16 protein-coding genes and 1 pseudogene are annotated in these 17,650 nt (G+C 39.5%); 10 read left to right on the plus strand and 7 right to left on the minus strand.

Translation table 11 applies throughout. The annotated features are described in order from the left end of the window. Window positions 1–579: pseudogene (locus tag LS67_RS00005) on the minus strand (hypothetical protein); the annotation flags it as partial. A gap of 79 nt (window positions 580–658) precedes the next feature. Here LS67_RS00005 and LS67_RS00010 point away from each other — a divergent pair. After that, window positions 659–1,204 carry a phospholipase D-like domain-containing protein gene (locus tag LS67_RS00010; protein WP_034327633.1) on the plus strand — a complete coding sequence of 182 codons (546 nt, stop codon included), beginning with the start codon at window positions 659–661 and terminating at the stop codon, window positions 1,202–1,204. 83 nt (window positions 1,205–1,287) lie between these two features. On the opposite strand, the gene LS67_RS00015 is transcribed toward LS67_RS00010, so the two are convergent. The 3 genes from LS67_RS00015 to glmU are packed head-to-tail and all read right to left on the minus strand — an operon-like array spanning window position 1,288 to window position 3,233. Further along, complete coding sequence (locus LS67_RS00015; RefSeq protein ID WP_034327631.1) at window positions 1,288–1,650, minus strand: hypothetical protein; 363 nt, start codon at window positions 1,648–1,650, stop codon at window positions 1,288–1,290. Next, the gene (gene thiS, locus LS67_RS00020) at window positions 1,650–1,853 is read right to left on the minus strand and encodes a sulfur carrier protein ThiS (protein WP_034327629.1); all 204 of its coding nucleotides are present in this window, start codon (window positions 1,851–1,853) and stop codon (window positions 1,650–1,652) included. The genes LS67_RS00015 and thiS overlap by 1 nt, the downstream gene beginning before the upstream one ends. Continuing rightward, window positions 1,854–3,233, minus strand: a complete 1,380-nt coding sequence (glmU, locus tag LS67_RS00025; RefSeq protein ID WP_034327628.1) for a bifunctional UDP-N-acetylglucosamine diphosphorylase/glucosamine-1-phosphate N-acetyltransferase GlmU — start codon at window positions 3,231–3,233, stop codon at window positions 1,854–1,856. It lies immediately after the preceding gene. A gap of 194 nt (window positions 3,234–3,427) precedes the next feature. On the opposite strand from glmU, the gene fliP reads away from it, so the two are divergent. Together fliP and LS67_RS00035 are read left to right on the plus strand one after the other, a co-directional pair. After that, complete coding sequence (fliP, locus tag LS67_RS00030) at window positions 3,428–4,135, plus strand: flagellar type III secretion system pore protein FliP (protein ID WP_034327641.1); 708 nt, start codon at window positions 3,428–3,430, stop codon at window positions 4,133–4,135. A gap of 21 nt (window positions 4,136–4,156) precedes the next feature. Next, window positions 4,157–5,377 (plus strand): tRNA (uridine(54)-C5)-methyltransferase TrmA, encoded by a 1,221-nt coding sequence (locus LS67_RS00035; RefSeq protein WP_034327627.1) that lies wholly within the window; start codon window positions 4,157–4,159, stop codon window positions 5,375–5,377. A gap of 108 nt (window positions 5,378–5,485) precedes the next feature. On the opposite strand, the gene LS67_RS00040 is transcribed toward LS67_RS00035, so the two are convergent. Beyond that, entirely contained in the window at window positions 5,486–5,881 is a 396-nt protein-coding gene (locus LS67_RS00040; RefSeq protein ID WP_034327625.1) for an META domain-containing protein, read from the minus strand. A 15-nt stretch (window positions 5,882–5,896) separates the two neighbouring features. After that, window positions 5,897–9,547 (minus strand): DNA polymerase III subunit alpha, encoded by a 3,651-nt coding sequence (dnaE, locus tag LS67_RS00045; RefSeq protein WP_034327623.1) that lies wholly within the window; start codon window positions 9,545–9,547, stop codon window positions 5,897–5,899. Between the two features lie 156 nt (window positions 9,548–9,703). Between dnaE and LS67_RS00050 the strand changes: the two genes are divergently transcribed. Beyond that, the gene (locus LS67_RS00050) at window positions 9,704–11,107 is read left to right on the plus strand and encodes an ankyrin repeat domain-containing protein (RefSeq protein WP_052099892.1); all 1,404 of its coding nucleotides are present in this window, start codon (window positions 9,704–9,706) and stop codon (window positions 11,105–11,107) included. Here LS67_RS00050 and LS67_RS10215 read toward each other — a convergent pair. After that, window positions 11,104–11,259, minus strand: a complete 156-nt coding sequence (locus LS67_RS10215) for a hypothetical protein (RefSeq protein WP_422652288.1) — start codon at window positions 11,257–11,259, stop codon at window positions 11,104–11,106. The genes LS67_RS00050 and LS67_RS10215 overlap by 4 nt on opposite strands. Before the next feature lie 90 nt (window positions 11,260–11,349). Here LS67_RS10215 and mqnE point away from each other — a divergent pair, with 90 nt between their 5' ends. The 6 genes from mqnE to LS67_RS09765 all read left to right on the plus strand — a co-directional run bounded on the left by mqnE (window position 11,350) and on the right by LS67_RS09765 (window position 17,650). Continuing rightward, window positions 11,350–12,438: an aminofutalosine synthase MqnE gene (mqnE, locus tag LS67_RS00060; protein ID WP_034327621.1), complete on the plus strand. Its 1,089-nt coding sequence runs from the start codon at window positions 11,350–11,352 to the stop codon at window positions 12,436–12,438. Continuing rightward, window positions 12,439–14,901, plus strand: coding sequence for a heavy metal translocating P-type ATPase (locus LS67_RS00065; RefSeq protein ID WP_034327619.1), 2,463 nt, complete (start codon window positions 12,439–12,441; stop codon window positions 14,899–14,901). Between the two features lie 132 nt (window positions 14,902–15,033). Beyond that, window positions 15,034–16,146, plus strand: coding sequence for a Cj0069 family protein (locus tag LS67_RS00070; RefSeq protein WP_034327617.1), 1,113 nt, complete (start codon window positions 15,034–15,036; stop codon window positions 16,144–16,146). A 46-nt stretch (window positions 16,147–16,192) separates the two neighbouring features. Continuing rightward, window positions 16,193–16,474: a hypothetical protein gene (locus LS67_RS00075; protein ID WP_138109499.1), complete on the plus strand. Its 282-nt coding sequence runs from the start codon at window positions 16,193–16,195 to the stop codon at window positions 16,472–16,474. Continuing rightward, window positions 16,393–17,391: a UDP-3-O-(3-hydroxymyristoyl)glucosamine N-acyltransferase gene (gene lpxD / locus LS67_RS00080; protein WP_034327616.1), complete on the plus strand. Its 999-nt coding sequence runs from the start codon at window positions 16,393–16,395 to the stop codon at window positions 17,389–17,391. Before LS67_RS00075 ends, lpxD begins: the two co-directional genes overlap by 82 nt. A gap of 94 nt (window positions 17,392–17,485) precedes the next feature. Continuing rightward, entirely contained in the window at window positions 17,486–17,650 is a 165-nt protein-coding gene (locus LS67_RS09765; protein WP_197631360.1) for a hypothetical protein, read from the plus strand.

Genomic DNA, 17,650 nt, shown 5'->3' on the forward strand with positions numbered 1-17,650 from the left:
TTCAGTAGATTCACTTGATTTATCATCTTCTGCTGTGGCTTCATCTGTAATAGAATCCTCTGCCACATCTGCGCCTAATTCCTCATCGCCTAATATATCATCGTTTGTTTTGTCCTCTATGCTTATATCTGTCTTTGTCGGCTCATCAAGTGAATCTTCCTCGGCAAGGAGCGAATCAATCTTGTCTAGGCTATCATCAAGATTATCAAGGCTTATATCCTCTCCAGCAAGCAGATCACTCTCCTCGTCTGCGATATGCGCATTTTTCTTTAATTGCTCGGTAAAAATATCTAAAATACTCGTTGGTAAAAATGGCTTTTGTATATAGTCGTCAAAGCCCTCAATGCGCTTAGTTCCCTTATTGTAGATAAGACATTTATGCTTGTCTTTAAGGCTATCAATGTAAGTTTGCTCATCTAACAACAAACAATCATCATCAATAATCACATAATCATATTGTGTCAAATCCCCCATTTTGCTTGATTCGGTAATGCTTGTAATCTTTGCTCCCGCCTTTTTGGCTGTGATTTCAACGAGCTTTTGGACAATTTGATTAGTATTAATCAGCAAAAATTTCATTAGGAACTCCCGCGCTTTATTGCTTTTTTATAATAGAATCCTAAAATTATAGCCAAATCGATACTATAAAAGGAATAAAATGAGGCAAAAATTAACAAAATTGCTTACCTCTTGCGTTTTTGTGTGGATTTGTGGGCTTAGTGCCTTTGGAGCAGATAGTTTTTATATGCTACCCTACGAGCAGGACAAGGCACTTAACACGCTCAAAAATGCTTTGCAAAACGCGCAAAGTGAGATAAAAATCAGCATTTATAGCTTCACGCATAATGACATTGCTAAAATTTTGCGGGATAGTGCCAAAAGGGGTGTGCAAGTCCATATCATCTACGATAAGGAAAGTAATGCCAACAACAAATCTTCTACAATCGGCTACCTTGCCAAATACAACAACATCTCGGTGTGCCTCCTTAGCGGTGTGCGCGCAAAGGGTAAAAAGCATTTTGGCATTATGCACCAAAAAATGGCAATTATCGATAGAGATACGCTTATCATCGGCTCGGCAAATTGGAGCAAAAATGCTTTCGAAAATAATTTTGAAACGCTACTCATAAGTCACGACAAGGCATTTATCACAAAAGCCTTGCAGGGTTATGACAAAATGATGAATGCTTGTGTGGGATTCTAAAATATTAGTTGTAGAATCGTGCCAAATATAAGCAGGGGCTACTTTCTAATCCTGCACACCAAACCCACATAAATGAGATATTTTCACTTGAGTAAAAGCTTATCGCTAAAGCTTTTTATGCCCTTTTCAAACACATTTATGCCACTATCAAAGGGCGAGGAAGAAAGCTGCAAATGGCATTGCATACACGCATTAAGCATAGTATGGTCTTTGGCTATTTTGGGAGCTTGGATTTTTTTCATATCGTGGCAGGCAAAGCAGTCCGCGCCACACGCACCCATATCAATTTGCGCCATTTTCTCATCAGTGTGGCAAGTCTTGCAAACCGCCATAGGGCTATGTCGGCTGTCTTTTGTATAATCAAGCTTTTGATGACAAGCTTTGCAATCCCCTGTGCAGGCAAAAACCCCTATACATAAAACGCACACAACCGCCAAAAAACGCATCAACCGCCACCTACAAAATCTAAAATCTCAACCTCATCACCATTTTGCAATACATAGCTTTCCCACAATGGCTTTTTTATCACCTGCGTATTAATTGCTATCGCCATTGCCTTATGCGCTATACCCAAATGCTCAATGAGTGCTAAAAGTGTGCAATTTGCGACTAACTCATAATCCTTGCCATTCAGCAAAATCTTACTCATTTAAGAATCCTTTTTACCAAAAAATTTAAAAAATCCATTGGGTATGTGCTTTTGTGGGACGCGTGAAAGCACCAAATCGCCCTCATTGACATCTTTTGTAATCGTGCTTCCCGCACCAATAAGCACATTGGAGGCGATTTTCACAGGCGCGACAAGCTGCACATCGCTACCTACAAAGACATTTTTACCAATAATACTCTTATGTTTGCCCTTGCCATCATAGTTGCAAGTAATAAATCCTGCGCCAATATTGCTTCCAGATTCTACTTCACAATCCCCCAAATAGCTCAAATGCCCGGCTTTCACACCATTAAGCACGCTTGCCTTTGTTTCAACAAAATTACCAATATGCGTATCCTTAATACGACTTTTTGGGCGGATATGCGCCAAAGGTCCTACATCACTTGATTCTATAATGCTTGATTCTATAATGCTATGGGCTTTAATATGTGAATCTTTAATCTCGCATTCCCCACTTATTTGCACACCTTGTTCGATAATACACTCGCCCAAAAAACGCACAGCAGATTCTATATAAATCGTATGTGGCAGGTGCATAATCACACCCTGCTCCATTGCCGCCTCTCTCAAGCGATGAAGCATTACCTCTTGCGCGGCGGCGAGTTGAGACTTGGAATTTACCCCCATAAATTCCTCTTCATTCACTTGCAAAGCCTTTATCTCCACATTATCCTGCGTGGCAAAAGAAATCACATCGGTGAGGTAAAACTCCTTTTGCGCGTTTGTGTTCTCTAGTCGTTGAAGGTAATCCTGCAAAATGTTCTTTTTGATTTTATACACACCAGCATTGACATCTTGTATAAGTAATTCCTGCGCACTTGCGTCCTTTTGCTCGATAATTTTTTGCATTTTGCCCTCTTTTATAAGCACCCGCCCATAGCCATTTGGGCAAGATAAATGCAATATACTCATTACAATAGGTGCATTTGGCTCACATAGATTCTTAAGCGTTTGAGCGCGCACAAGGGGCATATCGCCATTAAGGATAAGAATCTCATCGTATTTACAGGTAAAAAGCTGCTTTGGGCTAGATTTGCGCGAAGATTCTAAATCTCTGCCCTTTACAAGATTTGCACCCTGCATAAGCGCACCACCCGTGCCGGGAAAATTTTCACAATCTTGGATATGAAAATGCAATACACCATTTTTGTGCGAATCTCCATAATGTTTAAGCACCCTATCCTTGATTAAATCCTTTTGGTGAAAAAGCACGATATGTACATCATCACTTAACTCCAACGCCTCATCAATGCTATAAAAAAGCATCTCCTTACCACAGATTCTATGAAGCACTTTTGGTGTTTGCGACTTCATACGCGTTCCAGCTCCGGCTGCGAGAATCACCACTGATACACTCATTATCTTTCCTTAGAAATAAATTTGCCTTATTTTATGTAATTTTAACACACAAAAATTTATAATCCCTCTCTTTAAATACTCATAATGAATGTGGAGCGAATGTGAAGAGACTTTTATGGATTTTTGTATGCCTTGCGTGTGTGTGCGCTCAAGCCGATACACCAGCTTCCCCGGTGCTTCCCGAGCTATCACAAATCGCACCCGCGCAGCTCCCACCAAGTAACCCTGTTTTGCCCTCTGTGGATTTATCTCTCACCGCACCTCAAGAGCCTACCGAGCTTGTAGCTACTCTCAACATTGTCCTTATCATCACATTGCTTGTGATTGCGCCCTCGCTCATACTCGTGATGACAAGCTTCACGCGCATTATCATTGTCTTTGCTTTCTTACGCACCGCGCTTGGCACACAGCAGTCCCCACCCACGCAGATTCTCGTAAGCCTTGCACTCATTCTTACATTTTTTATTATGGAACCGGTGGTAAGTAAAAGCTATGAGGTTGGCATTAAACCTTATAGTGAGAAGCAAATCTCCTATGATGAAGCATTTGAACGAGCTATCGTGCCCTTTAAGGACTTTATGATTAAAAACACGCGTGAGAAAGATTTAGCCCTATTCTTTAGAATCCGCCACCTTGAAAATCCTAAAAGCGTAGATGATGTGCCACTGAGTGTGCTTATACCCGCTTTTATGATTAGTGAGCTTAAAACCGCGTTTTGGATTGGATTCTTGCTATATCTGCCATTTTTAGTAATTGATATGGTGATTAGCTCCGTGCTTATGGCAATGGGTATGATGATGCTCCCACCGGTAATGATTTCACTCCCATTTAAAGTGCTTGTCTTTGTGCTTATAGACGGGTGGAATCTCCTCGTTGGCAATCTCGTGCAGGGCTTTAAGTAGCTTAGATTCTAAAGTTTGTGTATGGAGTGTCGCTATTTTGGAATCTGCGGGGGTTGTGATAATTTTACTCAAAGCTACACAGAGCATCTTCAAGGCAAATATAAGCGCACCTTAGAAGAATTTGAACCATTTTTAGAATCTGCCAACACCAATGGCAATATTGAAGTATTTTTATCACCAGAGAGTGGCTTTAGGGCGCGGAGCGAAATGCGCTTTTTTTATGAGGGCAGCAACCTAAGCTTTGCTATGATGAACGCCTCGCAAGCCCCACATAAAGTGCCAATCAATACCTGCACAATTTTACGCCCCATCTTACAGAATCTTATGCCACTTTTATGTGAATTTATCAATACAAAAGAAATGCTCAAGTCAAAAATTTATGCGTGTAATTTGCTGTGTGGTTTTTCAAATGCAACCCAGATAGGGCAGATTATCAATGCACACAACATAAATGGCACAAGCGAGGAAGTCATTATCACATTGATTTATCACAAACATTTAGATGCAGTGTGGGAAAAAAATGCACGCGAGCTACAAAGCGCGCTTACAAACGCGCTCAATACGCCCATACACATTATTGGACGCAGTAAAAATCAAGCCTTGATTCTAGGGGAAAGCGCAATTTGTGAATCTATAAGCCTCTGCAACAATACACATAATCTTTTGTATTTAAAGCAGGAGGGGGCTTTTAGCCAACCAAATCCCTTTATAAATATTAAAATGCTCGAATTTGTCGCAACCTCTTTGCAAAGCCTCTATCCTCACACGCGTTACGATGCTTTGGAGCTGTATTGCGGGAGCGGAAATTTCACGCTTATCCTTGCTGCATACTTTCACAAAGTCCTTGCCACCGAAGTGGTAAAGTCGGCTATTAAGCAGCTTCAAGTCAATATGGCACAAAATCATATTTCAAACATTTATCCCTCTAGGCTTAATGCGCACGAGACTTTACAGGCTCTGCGCAGGGAGAGGGCATTTTTTCGTTTAAAAGATATTGATTTGGATAGTTTTTGCTTTGATTGTGTGCTTATCGACCCACCTCGTAGCGGTGTGAATGATGTGGAGATTTTGACATTTTTGCGAGACTTTAGCACGATTATTTATATTTCGTGCAATCCCACCACACTTTTAAGTGATATGCAGATTCTATGCAAGACACATAGAATCTTCCGCTTTGGGCTTTTCGACCAATTCCCTTACACATCTCATAGGGAGTGCATAGTAATTTTGAGAAAAAATTAGAATATTTCTATTTTGATACGCAATGTGTGAATCTAAGCTTTTGTAGCGAGATTTTAAATCTCATTCAAAACCTCACGCAACAACATCTTGCCTTGAAAATCCTAAGCATTATCGGCTAAAAACTGCCCGCACTCCGCCTTTTTGCAAAATAAGTTCATTATGACTTGCGCTCATTTGACTTGTGCCATCGTTCAATACCTTGATGAGGCTATCCTCCACTGCCATACTCTCATTAGCGCACATCATACGCGTCATTCCAGCTTTAGAGAATTGTATCGCATTCCCACTTGATGTATAACTCGCAAAAAATTGATTACACCCAGCATTACCACTTACTTTACCATTTTCAAAACTCACAAACGCACCGCTTTCACTCGCACTCACATTGATTTGTCTGCCATTATTACTAAGCGTTTGCAAATACCAAGTGCCTGAAATATCCACATTCTGCGCATTTCCACAGCCTATCATAAATAAACCTAAAAGCCAAAAATATTTTTTCATTACAACTCCTTTTTTCTATTCGCACCATTCAAGCTCATTCAATGTATGTTTAATACTCGAATGCACCTTAAGATTGCTCACAAAAGTATAACCAAAATTATCGCTCTTAATTCTTAAATGCAGCTCACGCTCACCCCTAACATTTTGCGAATGTTCCTTGATTCTATCCAAAATGCCACTTGCCACACAGCTTGAATCCAGCACAAGGCATAAAGGCGTGCAGGTATCAATTTCAGTAGGCTTCATATCAATGGGGACAATCTCTTCCTCTTCTATATTCGAAGCTTTAAATTCTACGCGCATCTTTTCTTTTGCTGCTTCTTCGAGTGTAAAAATTTTTAAGATTCTAAAACTTGAGCTTTCTTCCCTTTCCTCTATTTTACATTTTAATGCTAAAGGTTCTTGCAAATCAAGATTTTCAAGTGTTTCAAGGTGTTTTTCAAATACCGTTATTTCAACTTTCCCACCATAATCTAAGAAGTCGATTGTGCCAAAAGGTTTGCCACTTTTTTTGCTAATCCTACGCTTAATATTCAATATTTTTCCCACAAGCATACAAGTAGAATCTACCTTTAATTCTTCCAAATCCATACTCTTAGCCATACCCTTAATCTTTTGTATCTGTTCCTTAAAGTCATCAAGAGGATGTCCCGATATATAGATTCCCATACATTCATACTCATAATCAAGCAAAGTGCGTATATCATATTCACCTTTATGAGTGATAGGCAAATATATATTAATCTCTACTTCACCCTCACCAAAGAGTGAGTTATGCACCATCTCTTGCGCTTTAGTTTTTTCTCGCCCTTTATCACAGAGTATATCTATATATTCAAGCATACTTTTACGCGAGTAGCCTAGATTATCCAATCCTCCGGATTTAATAAGTGGCTCTAAAGAACGTTTTGTGAGCTTAGAAAAATCTACTCTCGCGATGAAATCTTCCAAACTCTTGTATGCACCATTTTTTTCACGCTCTTGTATGATATTTTCAATAGGTGCATCGCCTAGCCCTTTAATGGCGCTTAGTCCAAAAATGATTTTTTTCACTCCATCAAATTCACCCACACCAAAATTGTTTTCAGAGATATTTACATGTGGAGGCACAATCTCAATACCAAGTGATTTTACTTCATCAATATACTTTGCCACAGATTCTATTTTGTTTGTTTCACTTGTGAGCATAGCTGCCATAAATTCGTGCTCATAATATGTTTTTAAAAATGCGGTTTGATAGGTGATCATTCCATAGGCTGCAGCGTGAGATTTATTGAATCCATAGCCGGCAAACTTCACAATAAGTTCCCATAAATCCTCTGCTTTAGCGCGATTATAGCCTTGTTTTTGCGCGCCATCAGCAAATTCCTTTTTTAATCTCAACATTTCATCAAGCTTCTTTTTTCCCATAGCACGGCGCACTAAATCTGCTCCTCCAAGAGAAAATCCACCAATAGTTTGCACAATCTGCATTACTTGCTCTTGATAGACAATCACGCCATAAGTGGGCTTTAAAATCGGCTCTAGCGCGTCTATGAGATATTCAATTTTTACTAATCCGTGCTTACGAGCGATAAAATCATCAATAAGATCCATAGGTCCGGGACGATAGAGGGAAATCATTGCCACCACATCTTCAAAATTGCTTGGTTTGAGCCTTTTTGCTATTGCCTGCATACCTTCAGATTCTATTTGGAATAATCCGAGCGTATTGCCACTTTGGATTGTTTCATAGACTTTGTAATCGTCCATTTCCATTGTGCTAAAGTCAATTTCTTTTTCGTATCGCTTTTTAATAAGATTAATTGCATCATCAATTACAGTGAGCGTTTTAAGTCCTAAAAAGTCAAATTTAATTAAATCCACAGGCTCAAGCCAATTCATAGAATACTGCGTAGCGACACCATTCATTTTATCATTTGTATAAAGAGGGACTTTATGCCATAGTTCTTCTTTTGAATCTATCACAATAGCAGCAGCGTGTGTGCCGGCATTGCGTTTTAATCCCTCAAGCAACAAAGCATAATCCCATACTTGTTTTGCTAAAGGACTTTTCTCTACAAGTTCTTTAATCCTCGACTCTTTTTCCCACGCACCATCTTTTTCTTTACCATCTTTACCTATGTGTTTTGTAAGGGTGATACCAAGCTCTGCTGGGATAAGTTTTGCAAAAGCATCAGCATCATTATAGGGCATATTAAGCACACGTGCGACATCTCGTATCACACCTTTTGCAAGGAGCGAACCAAAGGTAATAACTTGTGCGACATTAAACTTGCCATAAGTATTTGCTACATATTCTATCATCTCGCCGCGTCTGCGTTGGCAAAAATCCATATCAATATCGGGCATACTTACCCGCTCGGGATTCAAAAATCGCTCAAAAAGTAAATCATATTTAAGCGGGTCAATATTTGTAATCTTAAGTGAATACGCTACAAGGCTTCCTGCTGCTGAACCACGTCCGGGTCCAACAGGGATATGATTTTGTTTTGCAAAATTGACAAAATCCCACACGATGAGCATATAGCCGGGAAATTTCATTGAACTAATCACTTCTATCTCGTGTTCTAGACGTTTTTTATACATAGGGTGAGATTCTGTGGGGATATGTTTAAGTCGCTCCTCTAGCCCTTGACGACATTTAAAGGCGAAATACACTGCATCATCAATAGATTCTAAAGAGCAATTAAGAATCTGTGGCAAATTTTCTTTGAGTGCATAATTTGTGGTATGTTTAAAAGTAGGAGGGGTTGCTGGAGTATTTTTTAATAGTATCTCACCTGTATGTTTGTTTTTAATCTCAATATTTTTCAAATCTAAATGAAGTCGGCATTTTTGCGCAATTTCTTGCGTATTTTCTAGCACTTCAGGCACATCACAAAAGAGCTTTTGCATCTCCTGCGGGGATTTAACATAAAATTCTTTAACTGAATGTTTTAGTCTATCTTTGTCGTTAAATGTTTTACCCATTGCCACACACATTGCTACTTCTTGCGCACTTGCATCTTCTTGTAAAGAATAATGCGTATCATTTGTCGCAATCACTTTAATATCAAGCTCTCTGCCAAGCTTTAGAATCTGCTCATCAATGAAAAGTTGGTCGTTAATGCCGTGTCGCATAAGCTCAAGGTAAAAATCTTCACCAAAAATATCTTTGTATTCTAATGCTACTTCTTTGGCTACTTCATAACCTTTTGCTCCAAATCGCACATTGCGTTGATTGCTGATATTAAGCTGCCAATTTATCTCGCCTTGTAGGCAGGCTGAAGAGCAAACAAGCCCTTCGCTCCTCTCTCTTAGTAAAGCTTTGTTAATACGAGGATAGTAATAAAATCCCTCAATAAAAGATTGTGAGGAGAGATACATTAGATTCTTATAACCTATTTCATTTTTGGCAAAGAGGCAGAGATGGAATCGCTGTTTGATTGTTTTATCACCGAGTGTATCGCCATTATGCAGATAGGCTTCCATACCGATAATGGGATTAAGCCCCTCTTCTTTCATACTTACATAAAAATCAAGCGCACCAAACATATTGCCGTGGTCAGTAATCGCAACAGATTCCATACCTAATTCACGAATGCGTTTAGCTAGGAATTTAATTTTATTTGCGCCATCAAGTAAGGAGTATTCGGTATGAAGATGAAGATGTGTAAAGCTCATAAGTATGCCCTTTGAATGTAATATTCATTTTATTAAAAGTAAGTGAAATTATAAAATAAACTCCATTAGAAACACTTAAAATGGGAAAGATTCTTTATTTTAACATTAAATTTCATAGTTTATAATCTTGCTATATTTTATGGAGGAGATAGATTAATGAGGGTTTGGTATATTTTTGTCTTTGTGTGGATTTTGCCTTTGGGGGTAAATGCAAAAGATGAGCTTAGAAAGCACCCGTTGGCAGTTTTTGCAAATTGTGATGAAGTGTGCTTTGATAATGCACTCAATGATGACTTAACGCTTAAAGATGATATAGAGCCGATAAAAGCACCAAGTTTTGATTGCACAAAAGCTCACAATGCCATAGAACAAATGATTTGCAAAGACAAAGAGATTGCTATGCTTGATGCGCTTATGGCACAACGTTATAAATATGTCAAAGATTATATCCCCACACTTGTTGAAAGTAACCCACAACTTCAAGCAATAGGGCAAAAAGAGCTTAAAAATATGCTTTTATCAATGCAACGCGATTGGCTTAAAACTTTACAAAGTTGTCAGAATCTCCCTTCTAATAAGGCTCGCCTTTGTGTGAGAGAACTCCTTGCTCTCAGAGTGCTTTCTCTCGCTATATTTCCTTATGATAGATTTTACCCAGACACTCTAGGAGAACTTGATGATTTTAATAATATGGGTATATCATATTTTAATAATGCGTGGGATTTTATGACATATCTAAGCTTAAACTATGGTTGTCATAATGCTTTGTCAGTGCTCATTACAAATCAAACAGAGGCAAATAAGCCACTTGTTTATTATACATGGGAAAGATTTGAGCCAATGGATGATGAGGGCATGAAAAGTTATTTTTATGAGGATGTTTCCCAAGAGCAAAGTTCTTTAAGAATGACATTTTCTAATGAATTGAGTTTGCAATATCTCCTTGATAAAGGGGCAAAGGTAGCATTTGAAGATGTGCAAGAATTTTTGAGTTACTTTTTAAAGGCTTTTCCAAATAAGGCACAAAATCAAAGAATCTTTATGCGTTTATACAAACCAATCCGAGAGGATATTACTTCAGAGCAGTTTTATACACTTGTGCGAAAAATTGCACTAGATAATACTGCTGATAAAGGATTTGAAAGAGTATCCTATGAATTATTGCCTATCATCTTAAAGGATAAGGGGGAAGATATTGATTTAAATGCTAAAGATGAAAATGGTAATACACTAATGCACCATATTGCATATAATGCAACCTACGGAAGCAATATGAGTGTATTTCATATTCTTAAAGATTTTGGTGTAGATGTGAATGCGAAAAATAAAAATGGTGATACGCCCTTGCATATATTGACACAAAAAGGCAACCCTTATCTCATCGCTCAACTTTTGGCACTCGGAGGGGATTCTTCAGTGCGCAATAATGAAGGATTAATACCATTGCAGGTAGAAATATTTTCTAGAAATTATTATCGTGAAGTGCTTAAGCTTTTATGTGAGCAACAGGCAAAAGAGGAGACAAAAATACAAGAGTGTATCGCGCAACATCTAAATTAAGACTTAAAGAGGGAGCTAAGCGCGTCTATACCTGTTTTTTCAGCTGGGGTATTTTCATTTTCAAGTGGCTTAGATTCTGTAATTTCTTGGAGTTCAATATCGCATTCACATAACATACTTGCAAGACGTATATTTACACCATTTTTACCAATATCTTATTGTAAAAGAGTTTCTAAGATTGCATATTATACAATCGCGCTTTTACATAATAAAAGAATTGAATACAATTTGGGGAGCAAGATATGGCAAAAGATTTACTACAAAAAGCCTTAGAGCGCGATGAGCCAAGCGCAGAGGAGCTAAGCAGGCTTTATGATTATGATATTTTTACTCTAGCAGAGGCGGCACAAAGCATACGCACAAATCTCTATGGAAAAAAGGTATTTTTTAACAACAATCGTCATATTAATCCAAGCAATATTTGCGCCGATGTCTGCAAGTTCTGCGCCTTTTCAGCCTCACGCAAAAATCCAAATCCCTATTCTATGAGCATTGATGAGATTCTCACCCACGCGCAAACTGCCTACAACAATGGCGCAAAGGAGATTCATATCGTCTCCAGTCATAATCCAGATTATACTTATGATTGGTATTTTACGCTTTTTAGAGAGATTAAAAAGGCTCTTCCGCAAGTGCATTTAAAGGCACTTACTGCCGCGGAGGTAGATTATATTGATAGAATCTCACATAAGGGCTACCAAAAAGTACTTGAAGATATGGTGCAAGTGGGCGTAGATTCTATGCCCGGAGGCGGTGCTGAAATTTTTGATGAAGAGGTGCGCGCTTTTATCTGCAAGGGCAAGGTAAGTTCCAAAAGATGGCTTGAGATTCACACATATTGGCACAGCCTCGGCAAAATGAGTAATGCCACAATGCTTTTTGGGCATACCGAGCAAAGAAAACATAGAATCGACCATATGCTGCGTTTGCGCGAAGCTCAAAGCCCAGATGATAAGGTAGCAAACAAGCAGGGGGGATTCAATGCCTTTATTCCGCTTTTGTATCAAAAGGAGAATAACTTTTTAAACATTACAGATTTTCCTACCGGGCAGGAGATTCTAAAAACTATAAGCATAGCGAGAATCTTGCTCCATAATATCCCACATATCAAAGCATATTGGGCGACTTTGGGACTTAATCTCGCCATTGTAGCGCAGGATTTTGGCGCAGATGATATGGACGGGACAATCCAAATAGAATCAATCCAATCTGCTGCTGGAGCAAAAAGCAAAGGCGGTTTAAGCAAAGAAGAGCTTGTGAGCCAGATTAAAGACGCGGGATTTATTGCCATAGAGCGAGATTCTTTATACAATGAACTAGCAGAGTGCTAAATGCGTTGCTCCCATTGTCAGCTTGAATACGATGCGGGTGCACTTTATACGCGCTGTGATAAAAATGGCAAGGAATTGCATTTTTGTTGTAATGGCTGCGAAAGCGTGTATTTTTTACTCCAAGATTCTCAACTTGATAGCTTTTATGACAAACTCACTAAGCCCCTCTCTCCGCCCACACAAAAGGTGCAAAAAAACGATTTAATGCGCTTTGATAGTGAGGCTTTTACGCAAAAATATGTTAAGAGCGTGAAAAAAGATGATATGGAGCTTAGCGAAGTGCATTTCATTATCAGCGGGATTCACTGCGCAGCGTGTATTTGGCTCAATGAAAAAATGCTTCTTAATGCAGAGGGTGTAGAAAGTGTAGCAATTAATTACACCAACAACAAAGCTACAATTATATGGGATAAAAGCAAACTTGCCCTAAGCGAGATTATCGCGCTCATTCGCTCAATTGGCTATGACGCATATGTGTATGATAGCAGGATTCAAGAAAGTGCGGATAAAGCACAGATGAAAGAATATTATATCCGCGTCATTGTCGCGCTTTTTTGCACGATGAATATTATGTGGGTGGCAATCGCACAATATAGCGGATATTTTCTAGGCATACAAGAAGACGCAAAAGATATACTCAATCTTGCCTCCTTTGTCCTCTGCACTCCTGCACTCTTTTATTCTGGCTGGGTATTTTATCGCTCAAGCTATTATGGACTTAAAAATGGCTTTATTGGTATGGATTTGCTCGTAGCAGTTGGCTCTACGCTTACTTATGGCTATTCTATTTATGCTGCACTTACGCGCAGTGGCGAGACTTATTTTGAATCTGTGAGTATGATTATTACCTTCGTGCTTATTGGCAAATTCCTTGAAGTGCGTGCGCGAAAAAATGCTGGAGACAGCCTTGATAAGCTTAATCATCTTTTGCCTACAAGCGTAATGATAGTTGAAGATTCTGGAGCAACGCGTGAGGTTACACCCGAAGAAGTGCAAGTAGGAGATAAAATCTTAGTTCGCGCTGGAGAAAAAATCGCTGTTGATGGTGTGCTTTACTCTCAAAATGCACTTTTTGATACCAAAGCCATAAGTGGAGAATCTTTGCCTTTAGAAATAAGCAAAGGTGGTGAAGTGCTTTCTGGCTATGTGAATCTTAATCATCAAATTTTTTATACTGCAAGCAAAGCGTTTTCACAAAGCCTAATGAGCCATATTATCACCCTTGTAAGCTCCTCGCTCAATCATCGCCCACAGATTCAAAATCTTGCCAATAGTCTTTCGCAATATTTTTCACGTGTTATTTTAAGCATTGCCCTACTCTGCTTTTTAGGGTGGTATTTTATAGGTGATGTAGGAAGCGAAAAGGCATTGATGATAGCCATATCTGTGATTATTATCGCTTGTCCTTGTGCATTAGCTCTTGCTACTCCAATCGCCTCTGTGGTGGGGATTGGAGAATCTTATAAGCATAATGTGCTTTTTAGAGAGGCGAGATTCCTAGAAAGTCTTGCAAAGGCAAAACTTGTGGTATTTGATAAAACAGGCACTTTAACGCTTGGAGAACCAAAAGTGCAAAAATGCCATTTGAATGGGGTGTATGACAAAATGCTGCTTTTGGAATTTGTGCGCTTAAGTAAGCACCCTGTGGCAGAAGGTATCGCGCAGTTTTTAGAATCAAATAAAGATTTGGCATCTCAAACACAGCACTTTACTTTAGAGCATTTTACGCAATATGATGCCAAAGGCATTAGCGCGGTAGATTCCCAATCTCGACTTTTTGGTGGGAATCTCGCCTTTCTCGCGCAAAATGGATTTGATATTCCCATTTTGAATCTTGGCGGAGGTATGATTTTTGGCTATGGGATTCAAAAAGGGGATAAATGCGTGTTATGCGAGGTTTTTGAACTCTATGATGAGCCAAAACCATTTGCGAGGGAACTCATAGAATCTCTGCGCAAAAAGGGTGTGGAGAGCGTCTTGCTTAGTGGCGATAGGGAACAAAGTGTGAAAGAAATAAGCGCAAAGTGTGGCATTACACAGGCTTTTTACACTCTATCTCCCTTACAAAAGGCAGAGTGGATAGAATCCTATAAACAAAATCACCCAAAAGATGTGCTCGTAATGGTGGGTGATGGGATTAATGACGCCCCGGCATTAAGTAAAAGTGATGTGGCTATTTCTATGGGCGCAGGGAGTGATATTGCGATTTTGAGTAGCGATGTAGTGATTCTTGATGATAAATTAAGCACATTGTGTAATGCCTTTGGCATAGCACATAGCACTTTTGGCACGATTAAACAAAATATTATGCTTAGCATTGGCTATAACGCCCTTAGTGTGCCATTGGCTGTGGCAGGACTTGTAATACCGCTTTTTGCGGCATTGTCGATGAGTCTTAGCTCGCTCATTGTGGTGCTCAACTCTATGCGACTAAAGAGATTTAAGGGTGTAGATTCACATTAAAATCCTATCGCATAAAAATGGGTAGATTCTAACTAAGCAATGTAAAAATTATATAAGAATTAAAAAATTGAGCGAATCTTATGAAAGTTTAAAGTAATATGTTGTGTTTTTAAATTTTCACAAGGAGGACTTATGAAAAAACATGTTGTGTTTTTTGAGGCAGTAGGCGGTAGCGACAAAGGCAGAGATGGACACAGAAAAGACACTGTGCCAATGATGGATTATCTCAAAAAGCTTGGCTGGAATGCAGAAGTCGTGTTTTTCACAGATGAGATTCTAAAAGATGAGGCAAAAAAGAATGAAATCTATGAATATGTGAAAAAGTCCGCTGATGCGTATGTTTCACGCGTAAATCCGGGGAATCTCAAAGAGGAGAAACTCTATTTTGATGTGTTGCGCGAACTTTGTGCTAATGGCGTGATTGGTATGCCTCACCCTGATGCGATGATTGGCTATGGTGCGAAAGATGCTTTGACAAAACTCCGCAATACAGAGCTTGTGCCAACAGACACTTTGGCGTATTATGACCCAAGTGAAGCGGCAAGAATTGGCGTGAAATGGGAAGCAGGTGGCGAGCACGACTTCAAAAAGAATTTCCCTAAAACACTTGCAAAAGGTGAGCGCGTTTTGAAACAAAATCGTGGTTCAACAGGTGAGGGGATTTGGCGTGTGCAGATTAAAGATGGTAGCTATGGTAAAGTGAGCGAATTGCCACTTGATACGATTATCCGCTGCACAGAAGCGGTGGATAATCACGTAGAAGAGCATAAGCTTGGCGAGTTTATGGATTTTTGTGAGAAATACCTCAAGGGCGATAATGGTATGCTCGTAGATATGACATTCTTGCCTCGTATTAAAGAAGGTGAGATTAGAATCCTTATGCTTTACAAAGACCCTATTTATGTCGTGCATAAAAAACCAGCTGAAGGCGCGGACGCGTTCTCTGCGACACTCTTTAGCGGTGCGAAATATCGCTATGACAAACCAGAGCAATGGAGCACCTTAGTGGATTACTTCCTTTCAAATCTCCCAGAGATTAAAACTAAACTTGGCAACTATGACTTGCCTTTGATTTGGACAGCAGACTTTATCCTTGATACTGATGCAAATGGTAAGGATAAGTATGTTTTGGGTGAGATTAACTGCTCTTGCGTGGGCTTTACTTCTCCTGCAGAATTTTTGGATAAAACCGCGCGCCGCGTGGCAAATACGATTATCAACATCGTAGAAGATGCGAAGTCATAATCGCCTCTTTTTTCTACTTTCTCATTTCTTGGGCGAGATTCTATAAATGGAATCTCACTTGGGAAGCACTTTTAAGGTAGCAGATTCTATTAAGAATCTGCTCCAATTACTCCACATAAATATACAAAAAACAAGCAATTTTGTGCCATTTTTCCTACACTCTATCATTTCAAAATCTATCCCACAAATAAATATGCTATCATTGCGCCGTTCATATGAGCGCGTATCTCACTCTAAAGGTATCCTATGCTACTCTCCACCGCCATTTCTCACGCTTTTAAAGACTATATCGCCCTGCAAAATGCCATTACACACGACTTCGAGCTAAGCGGTATCGCCCCTTTAGAATCCGCCACCCCCACGCAAGTAAGCTATATAGACCAAGACAAATACATTGTGTCTCTTGCAGATTCTAAAGCCGGAGCAGTGCTTATCCGCGCAAGTCTAGCCGACAAAGTCCCTTCTCACATACAACCCCTTATTGTTGAGAATCCTCATCTTGCTTTTGCCCTACTCTCACAGCTTTTTAGCCAAGATGGCTTCTCGCTCACTCACCGCGAGCCACGCGCTACAAACGCACAAATAGGCGAGAATGTCGTTATAGGCGAGAATGTCAGCATTGGGGAGAATTGCATCATCTATCCAAATGTTGTTATAGGCGAGAATGTCAGCATTGGGGAGAATTGTATCATCTATCCAAATGTCGTTATCTATCGCGATACACTCATTGGCAATCGTGTGCGAATCCACGCCGGAAGTGTGATAGGCTGCGATGGCTTTGGCTACGCACATACAAATGATGGCAAACATATCAAAATCGAACATAACGGGCGCGTTGTGATAGAAGATGATGTGGAAATTGGGGCAAACAACACGATTGATAGGGCGGTTTTTGGCGAGACACTTATCAAAAAAGGTGCAAAAATCGATAATCTCGTGCAAATCGGGCATAACTGCATAGTTGGCGAACATAGCATTCTTGTATCGCAAGTAGGATTGGCTGGTTCTACAACCACAGGTAGAAATGTCGTTATGGGTGGGCAGGCAGGCACAGGAGGGCATATACATATCGGCGACTTCGTGCAGGTGGCTGGTAGAGGCGCAGTAGGTAAGAATCTTCCTCCCAAAACCAAATGGGGCGGACATCCGCTTATGGAGCTTGATGAGTGGATGAAGTTTTTTGTCTCTCTGCGCAGAATGGTAAAAAACAAAAATCAAAAGACAGATTCAAAACAAAAAGAATAACGCACCCTTATCTTTTGAATCTTGTATTTTGTAGTAAGAATTTTTACGCTTTATAACATCACAAATATATAAATCTTTGTTACAAGGTTTAGATATGACTTACACAAAATATTATAACATTCCACTAGGCACAATGATAGGGGCGAGTGATAGAAAATCTCTCTTTGGCTTGTGGTTTGAAGGACAAAAATACATTGCCCCCATTCAAGAAGCACAACAAAAAGAATTGCCTGTTTTCAAGCAACAAAGCAATGGCTAG

It is taken from the genome of Helicobacter sp. MIT 03-1616 (genome assembly GCF_000765685.2).
Taxonomy (GTDB): Bacteria; Campylobacterota; Campylobacteria; order Campylobacterales; family Helicobacteraceae; genus Helicobacter_C; species Helicobacter_C typhlonius.

Excerpts from the sequence above, each read along its gene's own strand:
- LS67_RS00065 (WP_034327619.1), top strand. The coding sequence starts at position 12,439 with ATGCGTTGCTCCCATTGTCAGCTTGAATACGATGCGGGTGCACTTTAT.
- thiS (WP_034327629.1), bottom strand. The coding sequence starts at position 1,853 with ATGAGTAAGATTTTGCTGAATGGCAAGGATTATGAGTTAGTCGCAAAT.
- LS67_RS00040 (WP_034327625.1), bottom strand. The coding sequence starts at position 5,881 with ATGAAAAAATATTTTTGGCTTTTAGGTTTATTTATGATAGGCTGTGGA.
- LS67_RS00075 (WP_138109499.1), top strand. The coding sequence starts at position 16,193 with ATGGAATCTCACTTGGGAAGCACTTTTAAGGTAGCAGATTCTATTAAG.
- LS67_RS00050 (WP_052099892.1), top strand. The coding sequence starts at position 9,704 with ATGAGGGTTTGGTATATTTTTGTCTTTGTGTGGATTTTGCCTTTGGGG.
- glmU (WP_034327628.1), bottom strand. The coding sequence starts at position 3,233 with ATGAGTGTATCAGTGGTGATTCTCGCAGCCGGAGCTGGAACGCGTATG.
- dnaE (WP_034327623.1), bottom strand. The coding sequence starts at position 9,547 with ATGAGCTTTACACATCTTCATCTTCATACCGAATACTCCTTACTTGAT.
- LS67_RS09765 (WP_197631360.1), top strand. The coding sequence starts at position 17,486 with ATGACTTACACAAAATATTATAACATTCCACTAGGCACAATGATAGGG.
- mqnE (WP_034327621.1), top strand. The coding sequence starts at position 11,350 with ATGGCAAAAGATTTACTACAAAAAGCCTTAGAGCGCGATGAGCCAAGC.
- LS67_RS00015 (WP_034327631.1), bottom strand. The coding sequence starts at position 1,650 with ATGCGTTTTTTGGCGGTTGTGTGCGTTTTATGTATAGGGGTTTTTGCC.
- LS67_RS00070 (WP_034327617.1), top strand. The coding sequence starts at position 15,034 with ATGAAAAAACATGTTGTGTTTTTTGAGGCAGTAGGCGGTAGCGACAAA.
- lpxD (WP_034327616.1), top strand. The coding sequence starts at position 16,393 with ATGCTACTCTCCACCGCCATTTCTCACGCTTTTAAAGACTATATCGCC.
- LS67_RS00035 (WP_034327627.1), top strand. The coding sequence starts at position 4,157 with ATGGAGTGTCGCTATTTTGGAATCTGCGGGGGTTGTGATAATTTTACT.
- LS67_RS00010 (WP_034327633.1), top strand. The coding sequence starts at position 659 with ATGAGGCAAAAATTAACAAAATTGCTTACCTCTTGCGTTTTTGTGTGG.